A 25,196-nucleotide genomic window follows, 5' to 3' on the forward strand; every position below is an offset into this window, starting at 1 on the left:
ATTTATTGTCATGGGTACAATCTGGACACCAGACCTAACGACTTTTTCAGGCCCGAAATATCAGCGCTTAGTCAGTGCCATAGAAAAAGGCATTTTGCAGAAGGTGTTAACCCAAGGTAGTAAACTGCCACCACAGCGCCGTTTAGCTGATGCCTTAGGCATCACAATTGGCACTGTGACCCGCGCCTATGCATTGGCGGAACAAAGGGGTTACGTCGAAGCACGAGTGGGAGATGGCACCTATGTCAACGCCTCCCCTGTACCTGAAATGGGTAACGTACAATTGAATATGGCGACCTGTCAGCAGCCACTCACAGATCAAATCAGCACCCTAAGCGATTGCCTCAGCCAATTAGCGAAAGACCCCACTAAATTGAGTCAGTTACTCGGTTATCGCGCCAGTCCATTAGATCAACACCAACAAGTGTTCCACCAATGGTTAAACCAACGTGGCATACAGCAAACGCCCGAGCAACTGGTCTTTACCCATGGCGGGCAGCAAGCCATTTTTGCCTGTTTGAGCGCATTTTTATCAACAGGCGATGTACTGTTACACGAGCAATACAGTTATCCAGGCGTGAGAATTTGTGCTAAACAGCTTGGTGTCACTAGCGTTGGAGTGCCCCTTACCCACGAAGGATTAGATCTGCCGCGCTTTGAAGCCCTATTACAGATCCACAACCCTAAATTAGTCTATCTCACGCCGAATAATCAAAACCCCACTTGCATTCAGTACAGTGAATCACAGCGGCAGAAAATCCTTGAATTATCAGAGCAATATCAATTCTATATCATTGAAGATGACGTGAATTATTGTTTACCTGAAGAATGGCATTCGCCCCTGTGGCAATTAGCAAAACAGCTGGTGATACCACGGGTGATTTATATTTCCAGCCTGTCAAAATTGTTTTCTGGCGGCTTAAGGCAAGGTTTTATTCTGGTTCCTGACCCCCTTATCGCCCAAGTGCGACTCGCTATCCATAGCCAATGCTGGATGGTGTCGCCGCTGAATATTGAAATAGCCTGTCAGTTGATAAAGAAAGGTCATATCGCTGCAGAACGAGATACGCTCGTACGTCAACGCCAACGTCACTGTATCGCCATGGGCGAACGGCTGGGATTAACCCAAACTTGGCGAGGGTTAAACGGTTGGATACAACTACCAGAAGATATCAAAGCCCATCATCTCGTTACCGCACTGGCCGCAAAAGGCATATTAGTCCGTAATGGTGATGACTTTAATTGCCATGATAATTTTATCCGCTTGAGCCTTGGTGGCGCCGAAAACGACACTCAATTCAATCTCGCGGTTGAATGCATAGAATCGACCATACGTTCCTTAGTGCAAAATGCTTATTCAGTAGTGTAATGACTGCTTGTATAAGAGCTAACTTTCTGCATAAACATGGCTTTCTAGCCAAGTTATTTTTAATACTCTTTTTTGGGCTGTAATCTATAGCTGCAGTAAGATTGGCCATAAAACTCACGCAGCTATGATACCTTGAATGTGCTATTTGAGAAATATTCTTCAGCTAGTCAAAAAATATTTCGATAATAAATCTTTTGGTAACATTAACTTATCCAATAGCGTCATCACCTTCGCTTTCATGCTCTTCCGCTTTTGCCTTTGCTAAAGCAGATTCTGCTGCTTTTTCTTGGGCTTCCCGCTCTGCAATCGCTTGCTGCACTTTGGCTTCTTCTAAAGCTTCAATTGGCAATAGACTGATTAGCTCAATACCATTCGGAAATACGGTATCATTACCCGAAACAACGACGACCTTACCTTCTTTCGTCAGGTAAACCAGTGGTATTGCCGTCTCACCGTAACGTTTACGAAAATGTTCAAAGCTGAAGTTTTCGGTTAAATTCGTTACTTTAAGTTGAGCGCCTTTCGCCATTAGGCTGGCTATCTTGGCATACGACACTGCATCACCAAACAAACATAAACGTTGCTTATAACTTTCAGAGAGCTGGTGGCGTGCACTGCCTACTTCGGTATTATTAAGACCAAAAACTTTTTTAGCACCAAAAAAGTCTTGGAAATGAAAGCTCACTAACGGGTTTAACTGTCGGTAAGGTGAAATAATCAACACGCGGCCAATTCCAGTTAAATCCATATAGGTTTCAGCATGTTCCGAAACAGGATTACCAAAATACACTGGAATATTATCCATACGCGCGAGCCTAATGTTATCCCAGTTATTATCAGCCAGTAGCACTTTGACATCTTTGGCTTTTAAAATTTTCGCTAACTCTCTGGAAAATTTAGAGGCGCCAAAGATCAATAAACCTTGGGCAGAATCGGCTTTAACCCCAAGAAATCGTGCCCAACGTCCCGCCGTTAAACTTTGGACCACTACAGTGCCGATAATAATTAAGAACACTAAGGGCACAATTGCATCTGCGCCCTGCACATTGTTGGCTTCTAACTTGATTGCAAATAACGAAGATACCGCCGCGGCCACAATACCTCGAGGGGCAATCCAGCATAAAAACCACTTATCCGCTTTCGACAGAGATGTGCCTATACCAGAAGCCCAAATACTCAGCGGTCGTGCCAATAACATGGTCACAGCTAAAACACCCAGTCCACCCCAGCCTAAGCCGAGCATGGCGTTAGAATCTAATCGCGCCGCCAGTAAAATAAACAGTGCAGAAATCAACAGTACGGTTAATGTTTCTTTAAATTCAAGGATTTCAGCAATATCCACACCACGCATATTCGCAAGCCAAATGCCCATAACCGTCACAGTCAATAAACCCGATTCTTCTTGTAATAGGTTCGAGCCGACAAAGATACCCAGCATTAAGGTCAAAACGGCGGTATTACGCAGATAGTGTGGCAATAGGTTGTGTCTTAAGATTTGTCCCGTTAGATAACCCGCTACTGCGCCAAGTCCTAATCCGAGGGACAACATAGAGCCTAAGGCATAGAGCACATGCGTCGTTTGATCGCTGGCAACGGTTATGTATTCAAAGACTAACACTGCGAGCAGCGCACCTATTGGGTCAATCACTATACCTTCCCAACGCAAAATACTCGCCAGCTGGGATTTAGGACGCACACTTCTGAGCATTGGCACGATAACCGTAGGTCCAGTCACTACCACTAGCGCCCCAAAGAGCAATGCAATTTCCCAACTAAAATCCAGTAAATAAAAGGTGGCCGTACTGATACAAGCCCAAGTGATCACGGTACCGATAGTCACAAGATGCGTCACCATACGACCATGATCTTTGATTTCTTTAAAGTTAAGAGTCAAAGCCCCTTCAAATAAAATCACGGCAACCCCGAGGGAAATTATCGGAAAAAGCAAATCACCAAAAATCGCATCAGGATTGAGGAATCCAAGCACTGGGCCTAAAGTGAGCCCACATAGCAACAAGGGTAAAATCGCTGGTAACCGCAGTTTCCAGCCAAGCCATTGACAAAATAACGATAGCACTCCAATTAGCGCTAGCATGCCAGTAATGTGTTCAACCATATAAATCCTTTAGATAACTGAGCTAAATACTAATGAGCTTAGCTTTAATGACGCAGATGACAACAGCATGAACAGTAAGCTGAAATGATCTATTCGATATATCCACTGTTAAATATGACTCTTCCCTCATCACCTATGGAGAAAAATCAAGAAAACGGAGCAATCTAGCGACATCAAGTAAAATAAGCTGTAGTACAAATCCGAAAACATCAGATTTACCTTAAATAGGGATTTAAACTTAAAATAGAAAAACAAAAAAGCCTTATCTTTCGACAAGGCTTTAATCATTTGATGAAGCGAAGACATTGATCAGCGATACACGCTAGTGACTTTCGATAATACGCTAGCTCAAACTTTTATCGTTATTAGGTGTCAATCATGGCGATGAGCAAATCCCTAACAACTAAAATGCGTATGGGCCTACTCACTTGATAGACACAACCACACTTATACATATTTACCGAATCCAAATAATAACGCAGGGGATAAATCCCCTGCTTAACACCATTAATCCCTACGGCTACCGTAGTAATCGTGCAGTTCGTTTTCCCATTCAACATCTTTCATATTGGGCCAATGGCCTTTATCAAAACCCGGCGCCGTTTTGAGTCGCTCTAATGATATGTCCATGACAAAACATTTTTGCTCATGATTAAGTGTCAGCATCTTCCAAGGCACTGCAAACAGCTTTTCTCCAAAACCAAAATAAGTACTGAACGACAGTACCGCATACCCGACGTGGCCCGTTTCCACTTCAAGCATAATTTCTTTGATATCCCCTAAGGTTTCACCAGAATTATTAACAACATTATTGCCGATCAGTGTTTCAGCACCCATCAGATATGGGCCGGGTCCTTGTGCCAATGATGGAGAAGCGAACTGTGGATTGTTGTAAATGCCGTAAACATCGCGATCATGATAATTCATTTTGTTGACCTCTTTATTAGCGCAGCCCATGAAACTGGACAACGGAATAAGTGAAATACCAAACGTTGGTTTCGAATTGAACATGTCCGTTATTGGACATAAATTAGAGTATGCATCTCTACAATCACTCGCTCTGTTCGGCATACCGCTTATCAGGTAATGCGAATATAAACACATCGACTCGTCAGATCCCTGTAAGTGCGCCACCGTACCGACATCCCATTTGCTACGGCACAGACTCATGTTACCCAGTGCAAAATTGCACCGGTATCAGGAAGATTAGCCATGTCAATTGCGACTATTTTATTGATTATTTTAATTTTGTTATTTCTCGGCATGCTCCCCACTTGGCCCCATAGCCGAAACTGGGGTTATCGTCCTGGTGGACTTATAGGCATAGTGCTACTGGTGCTGATTATATTGCTGTTAACGGGACGCGTTAGCTAATGCCCCCATTTTTACTCTTTATCAAAAAGGATAATCTGATGAGAACAATTAAAATGTTAAGTATCTTCCTGCTAGCTCTAGGCTTAGTCGCCGTGGCCAGTTGCAGTTCTGCATACAACAAAGAAGGTACTGGCGAGTATTTAGACGACAGTGTGGTCACCACCAAAGTGAAAGCTGCCATTTTAGGTGATAAAAACTTAAGTGTGGCCGAGATTAATGTTGAAACCTTTAAAGGCGTGGTCCAGCTCAGCGGGTTTGTTAAATCGCGTGAAGATATCAATACTGCGGTAAAACTAACAAGCAAAGTCCCCGGCGTCATTTCAGTCAAAAACGATATGCAACTAAAATCTGGCGCACCTTCACCGCAACTAAACAACTAGTCATTTAATCTCCATCATTCCGCAGCCCCGTTCTGATGCTGCGGCCCTTCTTTTTGCAGCAGATTTTCTGGTGCCAAGTCAATGCCACCACAGGTTGAACCGCTATGCCCACTCAACACCAAGACACATTAACCCCACAAATTCAGAACCGATTAATCCGTCATCTGCCAGTGGTGGAACAAGCGGATTTATTATCGCAAGCTGAATTAGTCCAACTTAACTTTGCCGACTTACTGTGCAAGCCTGGCGAGTCATATCAATATGTCTATTTTCCCTTAACGGCTTTTATTTCTTTGATTGCTAAACTCCCCAAACATCCGGCATTGGAAATGGGTTTGATTGGTTACGAAGGTATGCTTGGAGCGACGACTTTGCTGGGCACTCGGCAAGTGCCTTCCGAGGCGATCATCCAAGGTTCTGGTCAAGCTTGGCGGCTCCCCATTGAAACCTTTGAAGGCTTACTCGCTCAAAATACCAATCTGAAGCAAATAGTAGAGACTTATCTATACACCTTGTTATGCCAATTATCACAAAATGCAGTCTGTGCCCATTTTCACTCCATTGAGTCTCGGCTAGCACGTTGGTTGCTAATGAGTCACGACCGAATTCAGACTGATGAGTTATATCTAACTCATCAATTTTTAGCCGACATGCTGGGTGTTAGGCGAAGCAGTATTACCGAGGCCGCAGGCAATTTACAGACCCGAGGTAGCATTTCATATAATCGTGGGCGATTACATATTCTTGATCGACAAGTTCTACTTGCCCGTTGCTGCAGTTGCTATCACTCAATGCGCACTTAAGTGCATATTGTCCGCTCAACGATTCAAAAAACCTGCCATTATGTTCGCTACCGTACATAGCATAGGTGTTTCTCGCTGTAATCTGAGTTAGCGACATCACCAAACAAGGACACGCTATCATAATGGACACACTAAAACTGAAATCTGTATCAGAGCGCCCGCCACCGGAAACTCACTTACCGCCAGAATCCAATCGGTTGTTATGTGAATTGCCAGAGGAAGTCAAACAACGTATTTTCCCGCATCTGGAGCTGGTTCCATTAGAACTCGGACAAGTGGTCTGTGAAGCCGGCTCGAAACAGCGTTATGTGTATTTCCCGCTGGACTCGATTATTTCGCTACTATATGTGATGGAAAATGGGGCATCCGCTGAAATTGCTGTCGTTGGCAATGATGGTATGGTCGGCGTTGCACTGTTTATGGGAGGAGAAAGCACCACGAGTCGCGCTGTGGTGCAAAGTGCTGGCGTTGCCTATCGCTTGTTTGGTCAGCGGCTTAAAGACGAATTTAACCGTCATGGCGCCCTGCTCCATCTGTTACTACGTTACAGTCAGGTGCTACTGACCCAAATGGCCCAGACCGCAGTTTGCAATCGCCACCATAGTATTGAACAGCAACTGTGTCGTTGGTTACTGCTTTCGATAGATAGACTGCCCGATGATCGCGTGTTAATGACACAAGAATTGATTGCCAATATGCTCGGCGTACGCCGTGAAGGTGTCACCGATGCGGCAGGAAAACTGCAACGCATGGGGGTAATCAATTACAGTCGTGGGAATATTGAAGTGGTCGATCGCGCGTTACTAGAACAAACCTGTTGTGAATGTTACGCAGTCGTTAAGCAGGAATCAGAACGGCTGATGCCACCTCAACAAGCGCAGCAAACATAAACCTACAGTGAATATAAGAATACAGTAACAATAGGCAGTGCGTTAAAAAGGAAGTGTTTAAAAACAACCGATACTTTAGTTACATCAACCATAAAGACTCACATTTCAATTCTTATATCCTAACCGGTACTTCAAATAAAAATACACATAACGGATGGCTAGACCACTCGTACAACAGCCATTCTATCGTTATCCCATATGCCACTTCAGTACTAAACCCACACTGGTACTGCAGAGCATAAACAAAACAGGCAGTCATCAACCCTACGCGCCAACATGGCGCAAACTGATGCTGCCTAATATCCGACACATTACCTTTTTAATCAATGCATTATTATTGATTATATCGGCCCGCCCAGCAAACAAAAAACGTGCCGAGCAGCCAATACTGCCACCACGGATCCCATGCGCGCTAACGCACAGACGTTTAATAGTTAACAGGTCATGCTGAATGTACGGTTCATGCACTCTTGCACTACACCGGGTTACTTGAGCTTTATATGAAAAAATTCAAAGAACAACATAAATCCGTCGATAACGATGCACAGAATTCCAACACCAACAAGGCCAATCCTCCCGTCGTAGCCCGCAACCGTCAGATGATCAAAACCACAGTTACAGATAAAGCTAAACAAGACGTGGATACCAGTAAAAGCACACACAATAAGCGAGGTTGAAGAACTTAAATCAAACGACAAGGAAGAAAACTGGACTGAAAAAGAGCCAAATCATCACTCGTTAGACTAGGACGTGACGAACAAACAGGGAAAAGTTTCATTGATTAAGTGCAAAAACTAAACCATGCAGTAACACACTGCGTTTAGCTCAAGCCGATGCAACCCTTAGTGTACCGGCCCTCTTTACTCAGAGGAGTAGATCATGAATTTCCGTGGCGTCAAATTACTCACTCATACCAACTGACTCAAAAATGGGGCTATTCACCAGCATATTGACTGTGCGTGGTGGAATAACAAACCTAAAGACCACACTCGGTGCACTGTTTCCGAGAAAGGAATTTCAAATGAACATCAATAAAAATCAACAACCACAGCAATATTCAATCGGTCTGCAGCGAGCCAAACACTTCTTATTTGCAGGTTGTATTGCAACAGCGCTCGTGGGCTGCAGTTCAACGCCATTGACTAAGACCGCAGAAATGGAACGAGCTGAACACACCATTGCCCGCGCTGAGCAAGCAAGAGTCGGCCAATATGCCTCAAATGAACTGGCACAGGCCAGACTTAAACTTCAATCTGCAAGCAGCGCATTACTCAATATGGACACTGTCAGCGCCGATCGTTACGCCATAGAGGCGAGCCTTGAGGCCGAACTGGCCCAAGCTCGCGCTGAGCTGGCACAAGCCAATAGCGTCAATAATGAAATGAAAAACAATATCAGCATACTGCAGCAAGAAATGTTGCGCCGTTCAGGAGGAATTCAGTAATGAAAAAACCTATCGTTTCATCGGGTCTGCCTTTACGTTTTAGCCGCCATCTACTGGCATATAGCCTAATCCTAAGCACAGTAGCAGCTTGTAGCAGTACGCCTAAAATAGCTGAAGGCATCGGTGATATCCGTACAGAACTTAATAAACTGCAAGCGAATAATGAACTGGCAATTTTAGCCCCTGCTGCCATTAAACAAGCTGAAGAAGCCGTTCGCGCTGCTGAACAACCGGTAAAAGATGAGCAACAATCACAGCACCTAGTGTTTGTTGCTGATAAGAAAGTCAATATTGCCTTAGCTCAAGCGCAGAGCCGCTTTGCCGAGGATCAACATAAAGTCCTCGCCAAAAAACGCGATGACGCCAGATTAGATGCTCGAACCACAGAGGCCAATCAAGCCCATCAAGATGCGCGCCTAGCCCGTGCTGATGCTGCAGATGCGCGTCAGGAAACGACCGAACTGCAAGCCCAGCTCACATTGCTGAATGCCCGTCAGTCAGAACGTGGTTGGGTCGTAACCTTAGGTGATGTCTTATTTGACACTGCCAAAGCGGATCTTAAGTCATCGACCAGTCAACATCTAACCAACCTAACGAACTTTCTGAACAAGTATCCCGCGCGTGGTGCCATAATTGAAGGGTATACAGATAGCGTAGGCAGTGAACAATACAATCTGGGTTTATCGCAGCAAAGAGCTGATAGTGTTAGCCATTTTTTACAGGGAAAAGGGATCCAATCCAATCGGCTCAGTAGCCTAGGTAAAGGTGAAAGCTCACCTGTTGCCAACAATGAGTCCGCCAGTGGCCGCCAGCAAAATCGTCGGGTTGAAGTCATCCTCACCGACACAGCACAGGCTCCACAGTAGCTATCTTAATCCTATTAAGATTTCAGCGTGTTCCTTGCTGACATTTGAATCGAGTCTCATCGCTAATAAGATGAACAGCGCAGAAATTAAGGAGATCAGTAAAAAGCAAAAAGCCCCATCTTTCGATGGGGCTTTTGCAATTTGGCGGAGCGGACGGGACTCGAACCCGCGACCCCCGGCGTGACAGGCCGGTATTCTAACCAACTGAACTACCGCTCCAAATTCTTCCATATCCAAATATTTGACGGGTATCTAACCCACTAACCCCAGCGTGACAGACCGCTGATGTTAAAACTATAGTCTAACCAACTGAACCACAGCTCCAAATTTTTCCATATCCAAGTATCTTACGGGCATCAAACCCGCTAACTCCAGCGTGACAGGCCGCTGATATTAAAACAGAATGATAATTCAACACACTTATCAAGGCTCTGCTGTAAGATGCGAAGAATAATACGGTTGAGCCCTGCAGGCGTCAACCGTTTTTTTACTTCGATTTATCATTTGATTAAAAAAAAGCCAAATCAATTGCAGACCTTGATTTATATCCCAAATATCGCTGCAACGTTCCAGTTCAAAGTCATAAATCAAACACATTAAGCAACGCTTGGCTAACGGTCTTTATCTGTTTCATCTGGCATTGTAAGATCGATTTCATCTAATGAAGGCGCTGCGGGTGAATTTGCAGATGCTTCATTTAATAAACGTAACTCCGCGGCAGCTAAGGCCTGCGCCAAACTTTGGCGCTTACGCCACACAATTAATCCCACCACGCCTAAGACTAATAAGATAGCGTTGACTGTAATGATCCAGAACATTGCATCTTTCTTCGCAAGCTCTTCTTCCTCTGCCGCTTTTTGTGCAGCAACAGCAGCCAACTCTTCAGCACTTGGTGGTGGTTCTGGTGGTTGAATTAAGTTAAAGAAAAGCTCAGGTAAATCCAGCACGATTTCACGACCAGTGACAGTCGTCGTCGCCACAAAACCTTTAATTCGATAACTACCAAACTCTGTCACTGTAGGTAAATCTAATTCAGAGTCAGGCTCAGTGAGACCATTAACAACCAAAGGCAGTTGCAAGCCAGCAGGGCCGACTAACTCAAAGGAAAAATGCGTCTCAGCCAGCTGCAACACTGTCTTATCCACGTGTAACATGACTTTCCATTGCCCTGTTAGCGGATCGTCAGGGGTAATGACTTCTAGATTAATTGGCCGAGGTGACAATTTAAACGGGAATGAAACCTGCCGTTCAAACACATTATTACGTGCCTGCACGACAAACTCATACTCACCCCAAGGCTGCTTTATATTGATATTGCTGGTAAATACACCATCGTCGGGTTTTTCATCGTAATCTTCACCATTGTCTTTATAGGAACCAACAATAATGTCACCCGCGGCAAAGTTTTCATCGCCCGCCTTATGTTTACTCACAAAATGTGCCGTCCATTCGACTAAATAATCTAACCCAGGCATACGCACACGCTGCTCGTCACCCATTAACTGCGCGACAATTTTAACTTGTTCACCTTGGAAGATTGGCTGCGGTAAAGGCTGGACTTCGATTTCGAGTTTAGAGAGCTTCTTAAGGGTTGAACCTGAGACGACCTTGCCCACCAACTGCCAAGGTCCGGGCTGTGGTGACTCAATGTAAATAATATCGCCCGTTATACCATCAACCCACTTAACGGTTGCTGGATGACGATTGGCGTACCATTTACTACCATCTGGTAACACTATGACCACAGGCGCAGAGCCATATTCACGCTCCACTAATAAGGTCATGTTATCGACCATATGATCAATACGAAAACGGTTTTTAAGCTCGGAAGCCGTCTCCAATCCTACAATCGGTGCAGCCTTAGGTGGCTTGACGACTTTTTTAGCGGGATCTAGGTCAGCGGCCAATACACTCGCCACACTTAATAACAGCGTAGTGACAAGAAGGCAAAAAGCTAAAATGGGTTTATGGCGCGACATCGGCATAGTAATTCTTCTATCCTCTCCAGAGGCATTTACCTGATTTTGCGACTAAATCAAGGCGTTGTTCATGCATTGTCAGTTCATCGGCCGATGCGCCAATCACTTTAAGATTAAGTGATTGTGGATCAAAACGTTGAATCCCCCCCGCTTCCTGCCCCGCTTCTTCGTTAGACAAATTAAACTTTGTCTGTCCGCCAGTCATGATCAGATAAACATCAGCGAGGATCTCGGCATCGAGTAATGCGCCGTGGTACTCGCGGCGAGAAGTATCGACGCCGTAACGCTTACAGAGGGCGTCGAGATTGTTTTTCTGGCCGGGATGTAAAAACTTAGCAATCTCTAAGGTATCGAGGATCTCACACATATCAGCAGTTTTCGGACCACGCGGCTGCAGCAGTGAAAACTCATGATCCATGAAGTTCACGTCGAAGTTCGCGTTATGTGCGACGATTTCAGCGCCGTCGATAAAGTTGATAAACTCTTGAGCAATTTGATGGAAACGCGGCTCTTTAGCCACGCGTTCATCGGTAATACCGTGAACGGCGATGGCTTCGGGATCGATTGCTTGACCTGGATTGATATATTGGTGGTAATAACGCCCCGTCAAACGACGGTTCACCACTTCCACACAACCTATCTCGATGATCCTATGGCCTAAATAGATGGCGCCGCTGCCTTGGTTCATACCTGTGGTTTCGGTATCTAAAATAACCTGACGGCTAGCATTAGAGATAATATTCATGTTTTTATGCGCTTCTTATGACAATTTTTAGTTATACTCGGCCGAAATTCCCGGCTATGGTAACAATTTGATGACTGAACTAAAACTGATCCACATCTTCACCGACGGCTCTTGCTTAGGCAATCCCGGTCCTGGCGGCTATGGCATTGTAATGAATTATAAAGGCCATACAAAGGAGATGTCCGACGGTTTTGCGCTCACGACCAATAATCGCATGGAATTGTTAGCCCCAATCATAGCGTTAGAAAGCTTGAAAGAGCCTTGCCAAGTCGTGCTCACCAGCGACAGCCAATATATGCGCCAAGGCATAATGACATGGATCCATGGCTGGAAGAAAAAAGGTTGGATGACATCAAACCGTACTCCAGTCAAAAACGTTGACCTATGGAAACGATTAGATAAAGCCTCACAGATGCACACTATCGACTGGCAATGGGTTAAAGGTCATGCAGGCCACGCCGAAAACGAACGTTGCGATGTGTTAGCTCGCACCGCAGCAGAATCTAAACCAACCCAACCCGATTTAGGCTACCAGCCTTAACTCTGTGGCCCTTAGCTTAAACGAGCAAAATTCGTATAGCCAAAGTTGATATAAGCTAAATTCGAAAAAGTAAGTTCGATGCCATCACGCCTAAGTTAAGCACTTGGGCGTGATGATTTATTTCACTACTCACTGTCAGCTCACCGTTAACATTCATGCTCACTATTTATGAGCCATTGCTATCAAACGGTTTATTTCAGTTCCACACCTGCAATATTGAAAAAATTCTCACAAAACAGCACAAAAGCTTGACCTAGGGATGTCGCCTGACGGCTCTTATGGGTGATGCGATAAAACTGCCGCTCGAGAACGAGTCCCTCAATCGTGACTAACGCTAACTCTTTACGACTGATTTCTTTCTCAAGCGCCAACTCAGATAACACCCCAAGCCCAGCACCTTGTTTCACGGCCAATTTAATCGCATCCGGCGTAGTAAAGCAGAATTTAGCCTCCGGCTGCATATCCAACTCATTGGCGGCATTTACAAAATATTCGCGAGTGCCCGATCCTTCCTCACGTAGCACCCAAGACAGGCCTTTAACCGCCGCAGGTTTAACCACTTTCCCCGCCAGAGGATGCGCCGGATGACAAAACACCAGCAGCCTATCCTTATGCCATGCCTCGACACTCAAACGATTGTCAGTGCAATGGCCTTCAATAAAACCCATTTCAGAGCGGAACTGCGCAACCGCTTGGATCACATCTTGAGTATTAGTAATCGCCACATCCACATGGGTTTGAGTATGTTGCTGACAAAATGCCACTGCGGCTTTCGCCATCAGATAATTGCCAATTGTCGAACTGGCACTGATGCTTAAACGCCCAACCAGATCACCACCATGATAAGTAAATGCCTGCTCAATTTGTTCAACACGGTGTAATAGATCCGTTGCCAATGGCAGCAGTAAATTACCCTGCGAGTTAAGCTGTAATCGATTGCCAATACGTTCAAATAGGCGGGCATTTAGCTGCTTTTCTAATTCAGCCAAGGCCATAGATGTCGCCGGTGGTGATAAATTCACTTGTTCAGCCGCCTTCGCGACTTGGCCGCTACGTGCCACGGCCTCAAATACTGCCAGTTGTCTCAAGGTGATCCGCATATAAAAACCTGTACTTAAAATGGAAATGGCTTATCAGTTTTCCGAATGCTCTGATAAATGCCCCGAACGACCCGCGGTCGGCGCCGTGGTCCAATTTGTCTGCCGCACCTTACGTTTATCGCGAATAGGTGTGAGTGGCGACTCGAGTTTACGTGCCACAATCAAATACAAACTGCCCGCGCTAGGAAGCCATGACGCTAAACTCTGTTGAAAAAATTTACCTTGGGTGAAATCACCCATTAAGGGGTGATAGACCAAACGCTCATCGCCCACCACTTGATAACCTAATAAACCTAACCAATCTCGCACCCTTGATGGCATAAAAAAGCGGCCATTCCATGGGAGACAATCCTGATACTTAGGCCATAACTTACCCAAAAATACTGGACTCAAGGGATTAAAACCGACGATAAAAAGATAGCCTCCGGCGATGAGTACACGATCGGTTTCACGAAGAATACGGTAAGGATCGGGTTCAAATTCGAGCAATAGACTCATCACCACCGCATCTATCGCCGCATTCTGCAGGGGTAAATGACAAAAATCGCCTTCAATCGAGGCGCCTTTGGATGGCGAGAGTGAAAAATGATGGGCGACTGGCGATGCCATGCTCGACAATTCGGCACTCAAAGGCCCTAACTTTAATAAATGATAACCAAAGACTCTTGGCCACCAATCTTCAAGTTGTTTAGCAACAGCTTGTTGCAACGCCTCACCATTGGGTAAGTCGCTCCATTGTTCGGGTTTGAGCTCAGTACTAAAATGCGACACAGAGTTCCTCCGTTAGTTGGGTAGACAAGTATCCAATTGGGTCAAAGATTGCTGCCATTTTGCCACAGGACAAAAGCGGCAAAGGTCGCCAAGGGCCGTTCACTCATGGATAATACCTTTATCTTCGAATTGAAATACAGACATAGGCGGTTCTATGCTCACTATAACAGCGATCAAAGCCTTTAATGACAATTATATCTGGGTGTTACAACAACAGCCCCATACTCAGGTTTATGTCGTCGATCCCGGCGATGCGAGTGTGGTTATTGACTATCTAGAGGTCAATCAACTCACGCTAGCGGGCATTTTACTGACCCACCACCACAATGACCATACGGGTGGCGTCGCTGAACTTCAAGCCTACAGTCAAGACCGACTCACAGTTTATGGCCCAGATAATGAGAAGATCGAAGGCATCACACATCCACTACACGCAAAAGCCAAGCCCAAATTCACACTGGAGTATCTCAGCGCTGAGCTGCAAGTTTTAGATGTACCAGGCCACACAGCAGGACATATAGCCTACGTTGTTGAAGATGCCTTATTTTGCGGTGACACCCTGTTTAGCGGCGGCTGCGGACGCTTATTTGAAGGCACGCCAGCGCAAATGCACAACTCACTACAGCAACTTGCCCAGCTTCCCGCCGACACTCGGGTTTATTGTGCCCATGAGTACACACTTTCAAACCTCAAATTTGCCCTCGCGGTCAATCCCAACAATCGCGAGCTCCAAGACTATAACGAACGCGCGATGCAGTTACGTCGCCAAGACAAAGCGACTGTTCCCTCCACCATCGCTTTAGAGCGTGCCATCAATCCTTTTTTACGCCCTAGCGACACTGAAATTGTCGATAACATAAAACAGCATTTTAGCGGTCTAAATCACGCAAATTTAGACGAACTCAGCGGTTTTACCTTACTCAGACAGTGGAAAGATAATTTTTGATCACAAAAGCAATATTATAGATTGAAATTCAAACAGTTTTTCTCATTTTTGATGATGTAAGTCAAAAATGGCCTTACATTATGTACGATAATTAAGGGACAAGATCGAAAAGATCCCATAGAATGGCTCGTTTTGCGTGAAAACTTTGCGCGCTGCGTCGTCTTTATCTTCATATAAAACATACTGTTACTATAAAGAAAAGCGATGCACTAACAGAGGACTACCGTTTTCAATGAGAGTATCACTTTATGTTGTTGTAGGGGGATTTGCCCTACTCACAGGCTGTCAAACATTAGACAACCATGGCGTTAACCAAACAGAAGTTGAAGCCGTCACAACCGAAAATACAGTCCCAGAATATTACCTCGCAACCGAGGCTCCATCGGCGCAAATTACCGATGTGTGGGAGCGAATTCGTCAAGGCATGCAGTTACCGGTTCCAGATCAAAAATTGGTGAATCAATACCGTGATTGGTACATCAAAAATCCACAGCATCTGGCGATCATCTCGGAACGTGCTGCACCTTATATGTACATGATTGTAGAAGAACTTGAAAAGCGTCATCTTCCTATAGAGATAGCTTTGTTACCCATAATTGAAAGCGCCTTTGATCCTTCCGCATCATCGACTGGCGCGGCATCGGGTCTGTGGCAATTTACCACACCTATGGCCAGTCATTTCGGTTTAGAAATGAACTGGTGGTATGACGGTCGTCGTGATGTCCCCGCATCAACGACTGCGGCGCTCGATATGCTGGAATACCTCTACGATAAAACCAATAACAATTGGCTTTATGCTATTGCTGCCTATAACTCGGGTGAATCACGGGTGCTCAATGCAATCAAACGTAACGAGAAAAAAGGCTTAAAAACGGATTTTTGGTCATTGGATTTGCCCAGAGAGACAGAACGCTATGTGCCGCAACTGCTCGCACTGGCAGAAGTCATTAAACACGCTGATGAATATGGTATTTCTTTAGCGCCAATTGACAACAATCCGACAATTGAAGTGGTTGATATTGATAGCCAAATTGATTTAGCCATGGCGGCAGGTTTTGCCAATATGACCACGCTTGAGTTACAAAAACTCAACCCAGGTTATAACCGCTGGGCTACATCGCCACTTGGTCCGCACACCTTAGTGCTACCAATTGATAAATCGGAAGAATTTAAAAAAGCGCTCGCTGAAACAGAAACCGAAGATAGGATCAGCTGGTTACGTTACACGATCAAATCTGGCGATAGCATTGGCAAGATTGCTACGCAGCACCATACGACCGTTGCCGCTATTCGCACCGCCAACGGCATGAAAAGCAACACGATCGTCGCAGGCAAGCATTTGATTATTCCTGTCGATGCGCAAGACAAGCAGCTTTATGCCCTGTCAACTAAGCAGCAATTGCCGAAAAAATCACATGCTGCAGTTGAATCAACAAAAATTGCTTATCAGGTTAAGTCAGGAGACACACTCTCAGAAATAGCCCAAGCCCATAAAGTGACGGTGAAACAACTCAGCACTTGGAACAAATTGGCTAAGAATAGCAAGCTACAAAACGGTCAGAAGTTAGTGATCTTAGCACCAAAGGAGCTTGAGCAAACCGCGCAAATTCGTACTGTTAGTTACAAGGTAAAATCCGGTGATTCACTTGCCCGTATCGCCAATAAATTTAACGTAACTGTTGCCGAGCTACTCGAGTGGAATAGCCTAGCGCAATCACAGTATTTACAACCAGGCCAAGTGATCAAATTAGTGGTTGATGAAACTAAGTTGAGTGCGTAAGGACTAAACTAGCACATAGTTCGAACGGATTAGTGCTATAAATCCTAAGCAAAATTGAGCCATAGATAACAAAAAGGCAGCAACCTTATCGGATTGCTGCCTTTTTCTATTACGGGCTTTCTCTATTATGAGAGGCGACGTTATTCCATCGTCAGTAATAAGACAACGGGCGCCATAACAACGGCATCAGACTCTAACGCTTTAGCAGCAAAATGCGCTTCTAAGCGAGCACCATTTGCAGGTATTCCTGCAAATGCTTTGGGCGGAATACTAAATGAAGTCGTGATCACTTTCCCTGCCGCCAATTGGCTATCACGTAATGCTTGGGTAAACATCATATCATCCGACCAAGCCCACAGACGTTTGCCCTCTTGCGTTACCAACCACAAATCCGCCGTCATCCCAGAGTTATAACGTAGGCCGACAGCATAGGTTTGTGGATTTGTCACAGTCAATGTCGCCTTAACCGACTGCTTAAAATCGATAAAAGGTTCTAGAGTTAATTCGCCGCGAAGCAGGCCTTGTGTCTTTTCTGCCATCACAGGTTCAGCCTTTAATGTCGGAGTGCTTTTAAGCCCAGAAACATCGAGCGCCAGATCGGCAGCGCGAATAATCTCAGGCTGAACGGCCGCGGCTGTTGTAGTATCACCCTTGGTTGACTGACTCGTGTCAGCGGCTTCGGGCGCCGAGCACCCAACAAGTTGCCCGCCGACAAAAGCACTCGCGCAAACAAGTAATGCGTAACGCGTAGAAACAACCATTAGAAACCGCCTAGTTTTTTCAATAAGGAGTCTTTTAATTTTTCCTTAGCTTTGTCGGTTTCTTCCTTAAGCTGGTTATTCAGTAAGGCTTTAGTATCCAAAGCATATTCAGGTTTTTGGAAAGTGCCTGTAATGGCCAACGGAATATCAACTCCTGCCAGCGCATCTTTGTCGCTACCGCCCTGACCCTTCAATGAATTCACTAAGCTAGCGGTTAGTCTGTAGTCCAAGGCTTCAGTCAATAAATTCGCAGTGCCTTTACCATCCAAACGCAGTAAAGGCGAAGACAAGGCAAGATCTGGATTCGTGGCAACGCCATTATCCAACGAGAAACTGCCCGTCAGACTCGAGAAGTCAGTTTTGCGCTCCGCCTTCGTTTCTGGCGATAAGTCGCCCTTTAACTTAGCTTGTGCGCTGCGGATCATCTGTGGAATATTTACCCCGTACAGAGCACCGTCATTAATATCAAAATGACCATTCGCTAACAGGTTTTTCTTTAACTGCTCAGGGATCAAACTCTTACCTTTCCCCTTCACATCAAAGTTGGCTGTACCGGCCAATAAATCCACATCCGCCGCATCTTTCAGCAAAGGACGAATTTGTACGCCCGTCACTTTTTTATCAAATTGATAACTCGCCACTGCTTGACGAGCATCAACCTGAGCGCTCACCAGCAACTGACCTTGATATAAATCCGCATTCAATTTCGTCAGATCTAACACGCCATTTTTAATGCCCACATCCATTAACCAATTTTGAGTCGACAGATTCGCGACCTTAATAGACTTAACAGTCAACTTGAGTTTTACATCAAGCTGCTTAAGGGCTGAGAGATCAGGCTCAACTGCCTGAGTGTTTGCTGCTGGCGCTTGTTCAGCGGTGGCGGTGGCCTCTGTTTTAGGTAACAGTGTATCTAAATCAATATCGCCAACTTGAAAATCAGCATTAATTTGTGGGATTTTCGTACCATAATTAACACCCACTTTACCCGCAGCGGTAATGCTCGCCGCGGTGAGCTGCGCAATATCGACGGACAATTGCTGTTTATCAAGGGCAATTTGAGTCGCTAAGCTGACAGATGTTTCGAGTTTCTTGTTCGGAATACTCTCACCTTCCACCACAGTATCAATTTTCAGCCCATTGATAACGAGTTGTTTAAAGTCTCGACTGAGTTTTAGTTCACCTTTAGCTTCGCTACTTATCGTCATATCCGGCATAGTTGCACTGAATTCAAAGGCGATAGGCGCAAATTTATCTAAGGAGAACTCACCTAGGGTGAAGCTACTTAAGGTAAAGACTTGAGTCTGCTTATTAGCTTCGTCAATCATATTAATTTGGGTATTGGTGATAGAAATGCCACCAATATTAATGTCGTTAAGTTTGGCATTCGATGAGGATTCGGCGGCAGCTGGAGACGCAGTTTTTGGGCGATTATCGCCACTCAACCCATCGAAACTGCTAGTGCCATTTTTACGGGTGACTAAATTGATCGTTGCGCCATCGAGACTCAATTCTGCAATTTCAATTTTCTGACTAAACAACGGCATGAGCGCCACTTCAGCAACGGCTTTTTTGACTTCTAACATAGCCTTAGGCGTAAAACCTTCAGGGTTAGATAAAGACACCCCCCCTAAATTAATACCTATGACAGGGAAAAATGTCCAAGATAAATCGTCAGTAATGACTAATTCACGACCCGTTTGTTTTTTTACGGCATCGACTATTTCAGGTTTAAAATCATTAGGGTCGAAAAAGACGGTGAGATAAACGGTGACTAAAAGAATGAGCGTCACCATTAAGGCTAAGAGCCACTTAATGAATTTCATATAAATATCCTTATCAAAAACAACTTGAATTTACAGCAACTAATGCATTTAGAAATGTTAATTTAAAAATGCAAAGTTCAACATTTCATCACTTACTGCAATACCATTTTCATCGGCATAGAGCATCATACCGGGCTTAACCGTCACGCCCCCCATATCGACAGCCACATTAATTTGGCCTTGACCTAACTTTTCGGTTTTTATCGGCATAGCCCCTAAGGCAAAGACACCTAAGCTGAAAGTATTTAATCTCGCCACATCGCGAACACAACCATTAATCACTATCCCTTGCCAACCATTATCTAAGGCGCTCTGCGCTATGAGGTCACCTAACAATGCGCGGCGCAGAGAACCGCCGCCATCGACAACGAGCACTTTTCCATGCCCATCCTGTGCAAGTATCTCTTTTACCTTTGAATTATCCTCGAAGCACTTTACTGTGACTATCTCGCCCCAGAAGAGCCGTTTACCACCAAAGGGTTTAAATGCAAGGGGAAGTAACTGTAATTTAGACGAATAGTGGTCGAATAAATCTGGTAGTAGATCAAGCATTTGAATCTCCATGATAGTCTATAACTTTAGACTACTCATAATTGTAGACCCCGACAAGGTCAAAGCAAAAATCAGCGGAATTTTTTATTTCATTTTAACGTGCAAAGGCTTGGTGTATATTGGCATAAGCATTATAATCTGCGATAGTTAACGTCCTATGACACTCTTTAAAGTTTCATACATTTGTTCCCACACCTCTTTGTTATAAAGCGAAAACCAAATGACAACTGATCTTGATTTACAGAGCGCAATCGCAGCTCTTGATGAGTATGGATATGATAAGAAAGTCTCAACGGATCTTGAGCAAGCACGTAACAAGCAACAAATGGGTAAATATATTAAATCTCTCGACTATAGTTTACGTCGATTATTGATATTACAAGAAACCGTTAATGAGTTAGTTGAAGAAAAGAAACATCAATTAGCTCAGCAAGAGAATATTCAAACCTACAAAACAAAAATCATTAACTTGTCGAGAGAATTTAACATTTCTTACGATGAAGTATTAGCGCTGATGGCATCATCTAAATCTAAGAAGTAAGTTTATCGCCATTGTGCTCTATCACCACGCAGTTAAATTGTTTGATTAACATCTGCATATGCCATATAACGAAATATATATTTTTTCGGTTATATGGCAGAATTTTATTTTTCCCATTATTCGCACAGTATTAACGATTTCATTTCATAAGTAACAATGCCAACTTATGTTAAGCTCACACTATCCCTGTCTAGCGATTTTGCATAAAAAAGCAGAGCCTGAGCTCTGCTGATTTATATCAATATACGAACTTATTTGCTCTGCATTAATTGGCGAATATATTTCACTGGTGCACTACCATAACTCAAGAATGTTTCGTGGAAAGTTTTAAGGTCAAAATCTTTACCTTTCGATTTTTTGTATTCTTCACGGAAATCATAGATTTCTCTATAACCTGAATAGTAACTCGTCAGTTGCACTTGACTAAGTGTCGCACGGCGCCACTTGCCTTCAGCTTCAGCTTGCTGTTGGAAGGCTTCATTCATCATCAGGGCAATAGCTTGGTCTTCGGTCATGCCTTTCACATGAATACTGTAATCTAAAATAGTGTTAGAGATAACACGTAAATTCCACTTGTAGTACATCAACCACATTTCAGGCTCAAAATTGCCATAGCCTTCTTCTAACATCATACGCTCGGTATAAACCGCCCAACCTTCGACCATAGCACCATTACCAAATAAACTTTTCACTAAACTCGGAGATTGATTAGAGTAAACGAGTTGAGTGTAGTGCCCTGGGATGGCTTCATGAATATTGAGGATTTGCAGGATCCAGTGATTATATTCACGTAAGTAACTCTCGGCAGACTCATCACTCATGCCATCGAGTGGCGTCACGTTATAATAAGTATTGCCTGACTTCTCATAGGGTCCAGGCGCACTAATTGATGCACCGGCATAACCACGCATATATTCGGGCGTTTCACGGACAACGAGTGGCTTTTTAGGATCCAATGTGACTAGTTTTTTCTTATTTACAAATTCAATCAGCTCTGGAATTTGCTTACGCACTTCATTCACGAATTCATCGCGCTGAACATGCTGAGTCGATAATTTATCGATTAATTGGCGAATGGCGAACTTACTGTCAGCAGGCTTTGGCGTAGTAAAATATTTAGGCCATAACTTATCGGTAATTTTAGCCATTTCTCCTTGAACACGATCTTTATCGGCTACGGCTTTTTGATATAGCTGTTTCGCCGTCATCCCCGCTTGGATATCAAAGGCAAATTTTTGCTCATATAACGCCTCGCCAATTCTAAAACTACGTGCCCCATCTTTTTTAAGTTGAACCACTAATTTGTCTAACCAAGCGATATGGCCGTTAATCGCGGCAGTTGCCGTATCGAAACGCGTTTTAAATAACGCTTTTTCCGCATCAGTCAAACCAGAGTCCGCGACCTGTTTTAATAAGTCATCGGAAAAAACCGAAAATGCACCTTGATTCTGCAGCACTGCTAACTCAGTGTGCTCCAATGTTGGTTTGCTAATGTTCGCCTGCGCGGCAGCATAATAAGCTGGCACATTTTCTAAACGCGCTAATACCGAACGTAATCTGTCATCTAATGGAGCGAAATTTTCATTGATGATTTGGGCAAAACCGCCCGATACGTTGTAGCTTGAAGGATCCCACTGCCAGGATTTAAAACTGTCAATTTCCCATGCCATGCTACCGAGTAAATTGTCGATCAGATGGTAATCAATCAGTTCATTCGGCGTTAGCGACTTTTGCTCGAACTGAGTCAACTGCGCTTGCTGAACTTTCACAAACGCTAAGGTCTTTGCTCGACCTGCTGCATCGGGGATTTCAAGGTAACCATCGTTAACATGCTTGCCACTGTATAAGGCCCAAGTCGGTGACAATTCCCACAATGAATCAATAAAGGATGCTGAAAATTGCTCAAATGAGTGGGCTTTAACTTCAGGTGCGACCACGGGCGCGGTTTGACTCGTATGGGATTGACAGCCAGCAAGGCTGGCCAGCGATAGCACTATCGCAAGGGAAATAGCGTTTTTTTTCATTATTATTGGTCCTTTGTTAAGATTTATCAGGCATATAAAAATTACCTCAGTTAATCATATTGCCCCAATAATTGCAGCTATGTTAGCCATGAATACATGCGCGGTTACAAAATTGTAAGTTCTCAATATTTTACCGCCTATCATTCGCCTATTCGACGTATAAGCCCCTCTTTACCAATCACACACACAAATAATGATAATCGCCTATTCTGTTTCACCTCCTGCTATAATATCGCCCTGCTCCACTGTTCATGCTTTAGCGTAACAGTTTGCTTATACATTATTGACCTGACCCTTTACCTGAGACATTCAATGCCATTTTCCAAACTTGGATTAAGCGATCCGATTTTAAGAGCCATCACTGAGCTCGGCTATTCACAACCTACTCCGATCCAAGAAAAAGCCATTCCGGTGATCTTGAAAGGCAAAAACCTGCTTGCTGGCGCGCAAACAGGTACAGGTAAAACCGCCAGTTTTGTGTTGCCAATACTGCAAATGTTCGCCGACATGCCGAAAATCCGTGCTAAACGCGTTCGTGCATTAATCTTAACGCCAACCCGTGAATTGGCCGTTCAGGTAGAAGATAATATTGCCAAGTACGCAAAATACCTGCCGCTGACGTCTATGGCCATGTATGGTGGCATGGATGCCGCACCGCAGAAACAACGTCTTATTGAAGGCGTCGATATTCTGGTGGCAACACCCGGTAGATTGCTCGATATGTACACCCAAAGAGCGATTCATTTCGATGAAATCTCGATATTAGTCCTAGATGAAGCCGATAGAATGCTCGATATGGGATTTATCGAAGACATCAATAAGATTATCGAACGTCTGCCAACAGAACGCCAAAATCTGTTGTTTTCGGCAACCTTATCTAAGCAAGTGCGCTTTTTAGCGAAAACAGCGGTTGAAAACCCTGTCGAAATTGAAATTGCCCGCGACAGCGCAAACGCACCACAAATCGACCAATGGTTGATCACTGTCGATAAAGATAAAAAGTCGGCCCTGTTAAGCAAACTCATCACTGAGCAAGCGTGGGAACAGGCACTGATCTTTATCCAGACGAAACAAGGCGCCGCCAAACTGGTTAGCCAACTCGAAAAACGTGGCATTGCCGCCGAAGCCATTCACAGCGGTCGCAGCCAAGCGGTACGCGAGCAATTATTAGTGGATTTCAAATCTGGCAAACTACGCTTTTTAGTCGCGACTGGCGTTGCTTCCCGCGGTATCGATATCGACGCCCTCACCCGTGTGGTCAATTATGATTTGCCCGATGAAGCCGATGATTATATTCACCGTATTGGCCGAACCGGTCGTGCTGGCGCCTGCGGCGAAGCCATCTCCTTTGTTTCTAAAGATGATTTTAGGAATCTATGTGCTATCGAGCGCCGTCTAGGTCACCTCATAGTGCGTAAAGAAATTGAAGGCTTTGTGCCGAACAAAGAAGTGCCTGTGTCTATTCTCGATTTTGTGCCCAAAAATACTACGCCAAAAACCTTTAAAACTCGGGCACCTGAGGCCAGATCCTCGCGCCCCGCGAAGGAAGGCTCCTTTGAAACCGCCCATGCGAAAAAGCATCGCAGCGCAAAATCAAAGCCAGAGGTTAAAGCCAATGTAACACGGCCGCAATCTATTCAGACTGACAATGGTAACGATACAACGGGTCGCAGCGCGCCCTTTAATCCGTGGAATAGCGGCCCTAAAACTAAGTAATGACTCAGTACAAGTCGTGACTTATTAGATATAAAAACTCATTAAGATAGAAGATATTAGCATGATTACATTTAGCACAAATCTAGGCGACATCACTATAGAACTCGATTTTGAACATGCGCCTGTCAGTTCAAAAAACTTTGTTCGCTATTGTGAAGAAGGCTTCTTTGAACACACTATTTTTCACCGAGTAATCAAAGGCTTTATGATCCAAGGCGGCGGGTTTACCGCAAAAATGAAGGAAAAACCGACCCACGAGCCTATCGTTAACGAAGCCAACAAAGGCCTAAGTAACACCATAGGCACAATCGCTATGGCTCGCACCGATGCGCCTCACTCGGCCACCGCGCAATTCTTCATTAACACAGCCAATAATGACTTTTTAGACCACACAGCCACCACTAATAACGGTTGGGGCTACGCGCTGAAGGATCCCCTCATAAATCAGCCATAGCATAGCCATATTTGAGCAACTGATTGGCGAATAATACCCAGGCCGCCAGCAATTCTTTCTCCGTGATTTGATAATCAGGCCGCCTGAGTACCTCCAATCCCAAGCGAATCGTTGAGAGTACCGTTCGATGCCCAATGGTATTGGCCTGAAAATGCTTATCCCAGCCCTGTTGCTGTGCGTGTAAACCAACTAGCCACAACAGGCATTGAACCATCAAC

The 25,196-nt window shown here is 44.6% G+C and carries 23 protein-coding genes, 1 tRNA gene and 2 pseudogenes; 14 read left to right on the plus strand and 12 right to left on the minus strand.

The window, feature by feature from the left end; all coding sequences use genetic code 11:
• Positions 1-10 precede the first annotated feature (10 nt).
• On the plus strand, positions 11-1,369 hold the full coding sequence (locus L5M37_RS15715) for a PLP-dependent aminotransferase family protein (protein ID WP_263201114.1): 1,359 nt from the start codon (positions 11-13) through the stop codon (positions 1,367-1,369).
• Between the two features lie 208 nt (positions 1,370-1,577).
• Here L5M37_RS15715 and L5M37_RS15720 read toward each other — a convergent pair whose 3' ends face one another.
• Together L5M37_RS15720 and L5M37_RS15725 are read right to left on the minus strand one after the other, a co-directional pair.
• The gene (locus L5M37_RS15720) at positions 1,578-3,485 is read right to left on the minus strand and encodes a cation:proton antiporter (protein ID WP_263201116.1); all 1,908 of its coding nucleotides are present in this window, start codon (positions 3,483-3,485) and stop codon (positions 1,578-1,580) included.
• A 507-nt stretch (positions 3,486-3,992) separates the two neighbouring features.
• Complete coding sequence (locus tag L5M37_RS15725; RefSeq protein WP_028760076.1) at positions 3,993-4,412, minus strand: PRC-barrel domain-containing protein; 420 nt, start codon at positions 4,410-4,412, stop codon at positions 3,993-3,995.
• 285 nt (positions 4,413-4,697) lie between these two features.
• On the opposite strand from L5M37_RS15725, the gene L5M37_RS15730 reads away from it, so the two are divergent.
• The 7 genes from L5M37_RS15730 (at position 4,698) to L5M37_RS15760 (ending at position 9,242) form a co-directional block, all read left to right on the plus strand.
• Positions 4,698-4,859, plus strand: coding sequence for a DUF3309 family protein (locus L5M37_RS15730; protein ID WP_081729035.1), 162 nt, complete (start codon positions 4,698-4,700; stop codon positions 4,857-4,859).
• Between the two features lie 38 nt (positions 4,860-4,897).
• Positions 4,898-5,239: a BON domain-containing protein gene (locus L5M37_RS15735; protein ID WP_131525779.1), complete on the plus strand. Its 342-nt coding sequence runs from the start codon at positions 4,898-4,900 to the stop codon at positions 5,237-5,239.
• Positions 5,240-5,343: 104 nt separating this feature from the next.
• The gene (locus L5M37_RS15740) at positions 5,344-6,042 is read left to right on the plus strand and encodes a Crp/Fnr family transcriptional regulator (RefSeq protein WP_263201119.1); all 699 of its coding nucleotides are present in this window, start codon (positions 5,344-5,346) and stop codon (positions 6,040-6,042) included.
• A gap of 122 nt (positions 6,043-6,164) precedes the next feature.
• Complete coding sequence (locus tag L5M37_RS15745) at positions 6,165-6,932, plus strand: Crp/Fnr family transcriptional regulator (protein ID WP_263181889.1); 768 nt, start codon at positions 6,165-6,167, stop codon at positions 6,930-6,932.
• 500 nt (positions 6,933-7,432) lie between these two features.
• Positions 7,433-7,609: a hypothetical protein gene (locus L5M37_RS15750; protein ID WP_263201120.1), complete on the plus strand. Its 177-nt coding sequence runs from the start codon at positions 7,433-7,435 to the stop codon at positions 7,607-7,609.
• Between the two features lie 344 nt (positions 7,610-7,953).
• Positions 7,954-8,376: a DUF4398 domain-containing protein gene (locus tag L5M37_RS15755; RefSeq protein WP_263201122.1), complete on the plus strand. Its 423-nt coding sequence runs from the start codon at positions 7,954-7,956 to the stop codon at positions 8,374-8,376.
• Complete coding sequence (locus L5M37_RS15760) at positions 8,376-9,242, plus strand: OmpA family protein (RefSeq protein WP_263201123.1); 867 nt, start codon at positions 8,376-8,378, stop codon at positions 9,240-9,242. Before L5M37_RS15755 ends, L5M37_RS15760 begins: the two co-directional genes overlap by 1 nt.
• Before the next feature lie 142 nt (positions 9,243-9,384).
• Here the strand turns inward: L5M37_RS15760 and L5M37_RS15765 are convergent.
• The 3 genes from L5M37_RS15765 to dnaQ all read right to left on the minus strand — a co-directional run bounded on the left by L5M37_RS15765 (position 9,385) and on the right by dnaQ (position 11,966).
• Positions 9,385-9,461, minus strand: a tRNA-Asp gene (locus L5M37_RS15765).
• A gap of 392 nt (positions 9,462-9,853) precedes the next feature.
• Positions 9,854-11,227: a TIGR03503 family protein gene (locus tag L5M37_RS15770; RefSeq protein ID WP_263201124.1), complete on the minus strand. Its 1,374-nt coding sequence runs from the start codon at positions 11,225-11,227 to the stop codon at positions 9,854-9,856.
• A 10-nt stretch (positions 11,228-11,237) separates the two neighbouring features.
• Positions 11,238-11,966, minus strand: a complete 729-nt coding sequence (gene dnaQ, locus L5M37_RS15775) for a DNA polymerase III subunit epsilon (protein WP_219250484.1) — start codon at positions 11,964-11,966, stop codon at positions 11,238-11,240.
• A 70-nt stretch (positions 11,967-12,036) separates the two neighbouring features.
• Between dnaQ and rnhA the strand changes: the two genes are divergently transcribed.
• Positions 12,037-12,507 carry a ribonuclease HI gene (rnhA, locus tag L5M37_RS15780; protein WP_006081489.1) on the plus strand — a complete coding sequence of 157 codons (471 nt, stop codon included), beginning with the start codon at positions 12,037-12,039 and terminating at the stop codon, positions 12,505-12,507.
• 191 nt (positions 12,508-12,698) lie between these two features.
• Here the strand turns inward: rnhA and L5M37_RS15785 are convergent, their stop codons facing one another.
• Positions 12,699-13,607: a LysR substrate-binding domain-containing protein gene (locus L5M37_RS15785; protein WP_105252337.1), complete on the minus strand. Its 909-nt coding sequence runs from the start codon at positions 13,605-13,607 to the stop codon at positions 12,699-12,701.
• A gap of 33 nt (positions 13,608-13,640) precedes the next feature.
• Positions 13,641-14,378, minus strand: coding sequence for a class I SAM-dependent methyltransferase (locus tag L5M37_RS15790; RefSeq protein ID WP_028760087.1), 738 nt, complete (start codon positions 14,376-14,378; stop codon positions 13,641-13,643).
• Between the two features lie 154 nt (positions 14,379-14,532).
• Here L5M37_RS15790 and gloB point away from each other — a divergent pair, with 154 nt between their 5' ends.
• Entirely contained in the window at positions 14,533-15,324 is a 792-nt protein-coding gene (gloB, locus tag L5M37_RS15795; protein WP_263201126.1) for a hydroxyacylglutathione hydrolase, read from the plus strand.
• Positions 15,325-15,556: 232 nt separating this feature from the next.
• Entirely contained in the window at positions 15,557-17,104 is a 1,548-nt protein-coding gene (locus L5M37_RS15800; RefSeq protein WP_263201127.1) for a LysM peptidoglycan-binding domain-containing protein, read from the plus strand.
• Between the two features lie 140 nt (positions 17,105-17,244).
• Here L5M37_RS15800 and L5M37_RS15805 read toward each other — a convergent pair whose 3' ends face one another.
• The 3 genes from L5M37_RS15805 to L5M37_RS15815 are packed head-to-tail and all read right to left on the minus strand — an operon-like array spanning position 17,245 to position 20,243.
• The gene (locus L5M37_RS15805; RefSeq protein ID WP_263201129.1) at positions 17,245-17,865 is read right to left on the minus strand and encodes a BsuPI-related putative proteinase inhibitor; all 621 of its coding nucleotides are present in this window, start codon (positions 17,863-17,865) and stop codon (positions 17,245-17,247) included.
• A complete protein-coding gene (locus tag L5M37_RS15810) occupies positions 17,865-19,691 on the minus strand; it encodes an AsmA family protein (RefSeq protein WP_263201131.1) in 1,827 nt (608 codons plus the stop codon). Before L5M37_RS15810 ends, L5M37_RS15805 begins: the two co-directional genes overlap by 1 nt.
• 57 nt (positions 19,692-19,748) lie before the next feature.
• A complete protein-coding gene (locus L5M37_RS15815; RefSeq protein WP_263201133.1) occupies positions 19,749-20,243 on the minus strand; it encodes a putative 4-hydroxy-4-methyl-2-oxoglutarate aldolase in 495 nt (164 codons plus the stop codon).
• Between the two features lie 220 nt (positions 20,244-20,463).
• Here L5M37_RS15815 and L5M37_RS15820 point away from each other — a divergent pair, with 220 nt between their 5' ends.
• Positions 20,464-20,784 carry a hypothetical protein gene (locus tag L5M37_RS15820; RefSeq protein WP_028760093.1) on the plus strand — a complete coding sequence of 107 codons (321 nt, stop codon included), beginning with the start codon at positions 20,464-20,466 and terminating at the stop codon, positions 20,782-20,784.
• 251 nt (positions 20,785-21,035) lie between these two features.
• Here the strand turns inward: L5M37_RS15820 and L5M37_RS15825 are convergent, their stop codons facing one another.
• Entirely contained in the window at positions 21,036-22,808 is a 1,773-nt protein-coding gene (locus tag L5M37_RS15825) for a DUF885 domain-containing protein (protein ID WP_263201135.1), read from the minus strand.
• Between the two features lie 312 nt (positions 22,809-23,120).
• Between L5M37_RS15825 and L5M37_RS15830 the strand changes: the two genes are divergently transcribed.
• Entirely contained in the window at positions 23,121-24,524 is a 1,404-nt protein-coding gene (locus L5M37_RS15830) for a DEAD/DEAH box helicase (protein WP_131525615.1), read from the plus strand.
• Positions 24,525-24,585: 61 nt separating this feature from the next.
• Positions 24,586-24,951 (plus strand): annotated as a pseudogene (locus tag L5M37_RS15835) (peptidylprolyl isomerase); the annotation flags it as partial.
• Between the two features lie 10 nt (positions 24,952-24,961).
• Here L5M37_RS15835 and L5M37_RS15840 read toward each other — a convergent pair.
• Positions 24,962-25,196: pseudogene (locus L5M37_RS15840) on the minus strand (IS4 family transposase); the annotation flags it as partial.

The sequence above is a fragment of the Shewanella sp. SM69 genome, from assembly GCF_025653985.1.
Classification (GTDB): domain Bacteria; phylum Pseudomonadota; class Gammaproteobacteria; order Enterobacterales; family Shewanellaceae; genus Shewanella; species Shewanella oncorhynchi.

Bases quoted from the DNA above. Each gene is read 5' to 3' on its own strand.
- L5M37_RS15715 (WP_263201114.1), top strand. From the start codon at position 11: ATGGGTACAATCTGGACACCAGACCTAACGACTTTTTCAGGCCCGAAA.
- L5M37_RS15720 (WP_263201116.1), bottom strand. From the start codon at position 3,485: ATGGTTGAACACATTACTGGCATGCTAGCGCTAATTGGAGTGCTATCG.
- L5M37_RS15725 (WP_028760076.1), bottom strand. From the start codon at position 4,412: ATGAATTATCATGATCGCGATGTTTACGGCATTTACAACAATCCACAG.
- L5M37_RS15730 (WP_081729035.1), top strand. From the start codon at position 4,698: ATGTCAATTGCGACTATTTTATTGATTATTTTAATTTTGTTATTTCTC.
- L5M37_RS15735 (WP_131525779.1), top strand. From the start codon at position 4,898: ATGAGAACAATTAAAATGTTAAGTATCTTCCTGCTAGCTCTAGGCTTA.
- L5M37_RS15740 (WP_263201119.1), top strand. From the start codon at position 5,344: ATGCCCACTCAACACCAAGACACATTAACCCCACAAATTCAGAACCGA.
- L5M37_RS15745 (WP_263181889.1), top strand. From the start codon at position 6,165: ATGGACACACTAAAACTGAAATCTGTATCAGAGCGCCCGCCACCGGAA.
- L5M37_RS15750 (WP_263201120.1), top strand. From the start codon at position 7,433: ATGAAAAAATTCAAAGAACAACATAAATCCGTCGATAACGATGCACAG.
- L5M37_RS15755 (WP_263201122.1), top strand. From the start codon at position 7,954: ATGAACATCAATAAAAATCAACAACCACAGCAATATTCAATCGGTCTG.
- L5M37_RS15760 (WP_263201123.1), top strand. From the start codon at position 8,376: ATGAAAAAACCTATCGTTTCATCGGGTCTGCCTTTACGTTTTAGCCGC.
- L5M37_RS15770 (WP_263201124.1), bottom strand. From the start codon at position 11,227: ATGCCGATGTCGCGCCATAAACCCATTTTAGCTTTTTGCCTTCTTGTC.
- dnaQ (WP_219250484.1), bottom strand. From the start codon at position 11,966: ATGAATATTATCTCTAATGCTAGCCGTCAGGTTATTTTAGATACCGAA.
- rnhA (WP_006081489.1), top strand. From the start codon at position 12,037: ATGACTGAACTAAAACTGATCCACATCTTCACCGACGGCTCTTGCTTA.
- L5M37_RS15785 (WP_105252337.1), bottom strand. From the start codon at position 13,607: ATGCGGATCACCTTGAGACAACTGGCAGTATTTGAGGCCGTGGCACGT.
- gloB (WP_263201126.1), top strand. From the start codon at position 14,533: ATGCTCACTATAACAGCGATCAAAGCCTTTAATGACAATTATATCTGG.
- L5M37_RS15800 (WP_263201127.1), top strand. From the start codon at position 15,557: ATGAGAGTATCACTTTATGTTGTTGTAGGGGGATTTGCCCTACTCACA.
- L5M37_RS15805 (WP_263201129.1), bottom strand. From the start codon at position 17,865: ATGGTTGTTTCTACGCGTTACGCATTACTTGTTTGCGCGAGTGCTTTT.
- L5M37_RS15810 (WP_263201131.1), bottom strand. From the start codon at position 19,691: ATGAAATTCATTAAGTGGCTCTTAGCCTTAATGGTGACGCTCATTCTT.
- L5M37_RS15815 (WP_263201133.1), bottom strand. From the start codon at position 20,243: ATGCTTGATCTACTACCAGATTTATTCGACCACTATTCGTCTAAATTA.
- L5M37_RS15820 (WP_028760093.1), top strand. From the start codon at position 20,464: ATGACAACTGATCTTGATTTACAGAGCGCAATCGCAGCTCTTGATGAG.
- L5M37_RS15825 (WP_263201135.1), bottom strand. From the start codon at position 22,808: ATGAAAAAAAACGCTATTTCCCTTGCGATAGTGCTATCGCTGGCCAGC.
- L5M37_RS15830 (WP_131525615.1), top strand. From the start codon at position 23,121: ATGCCATTTTCCAAACTTGGATTAAGCGATCCGATTTTAAGAGCCATC.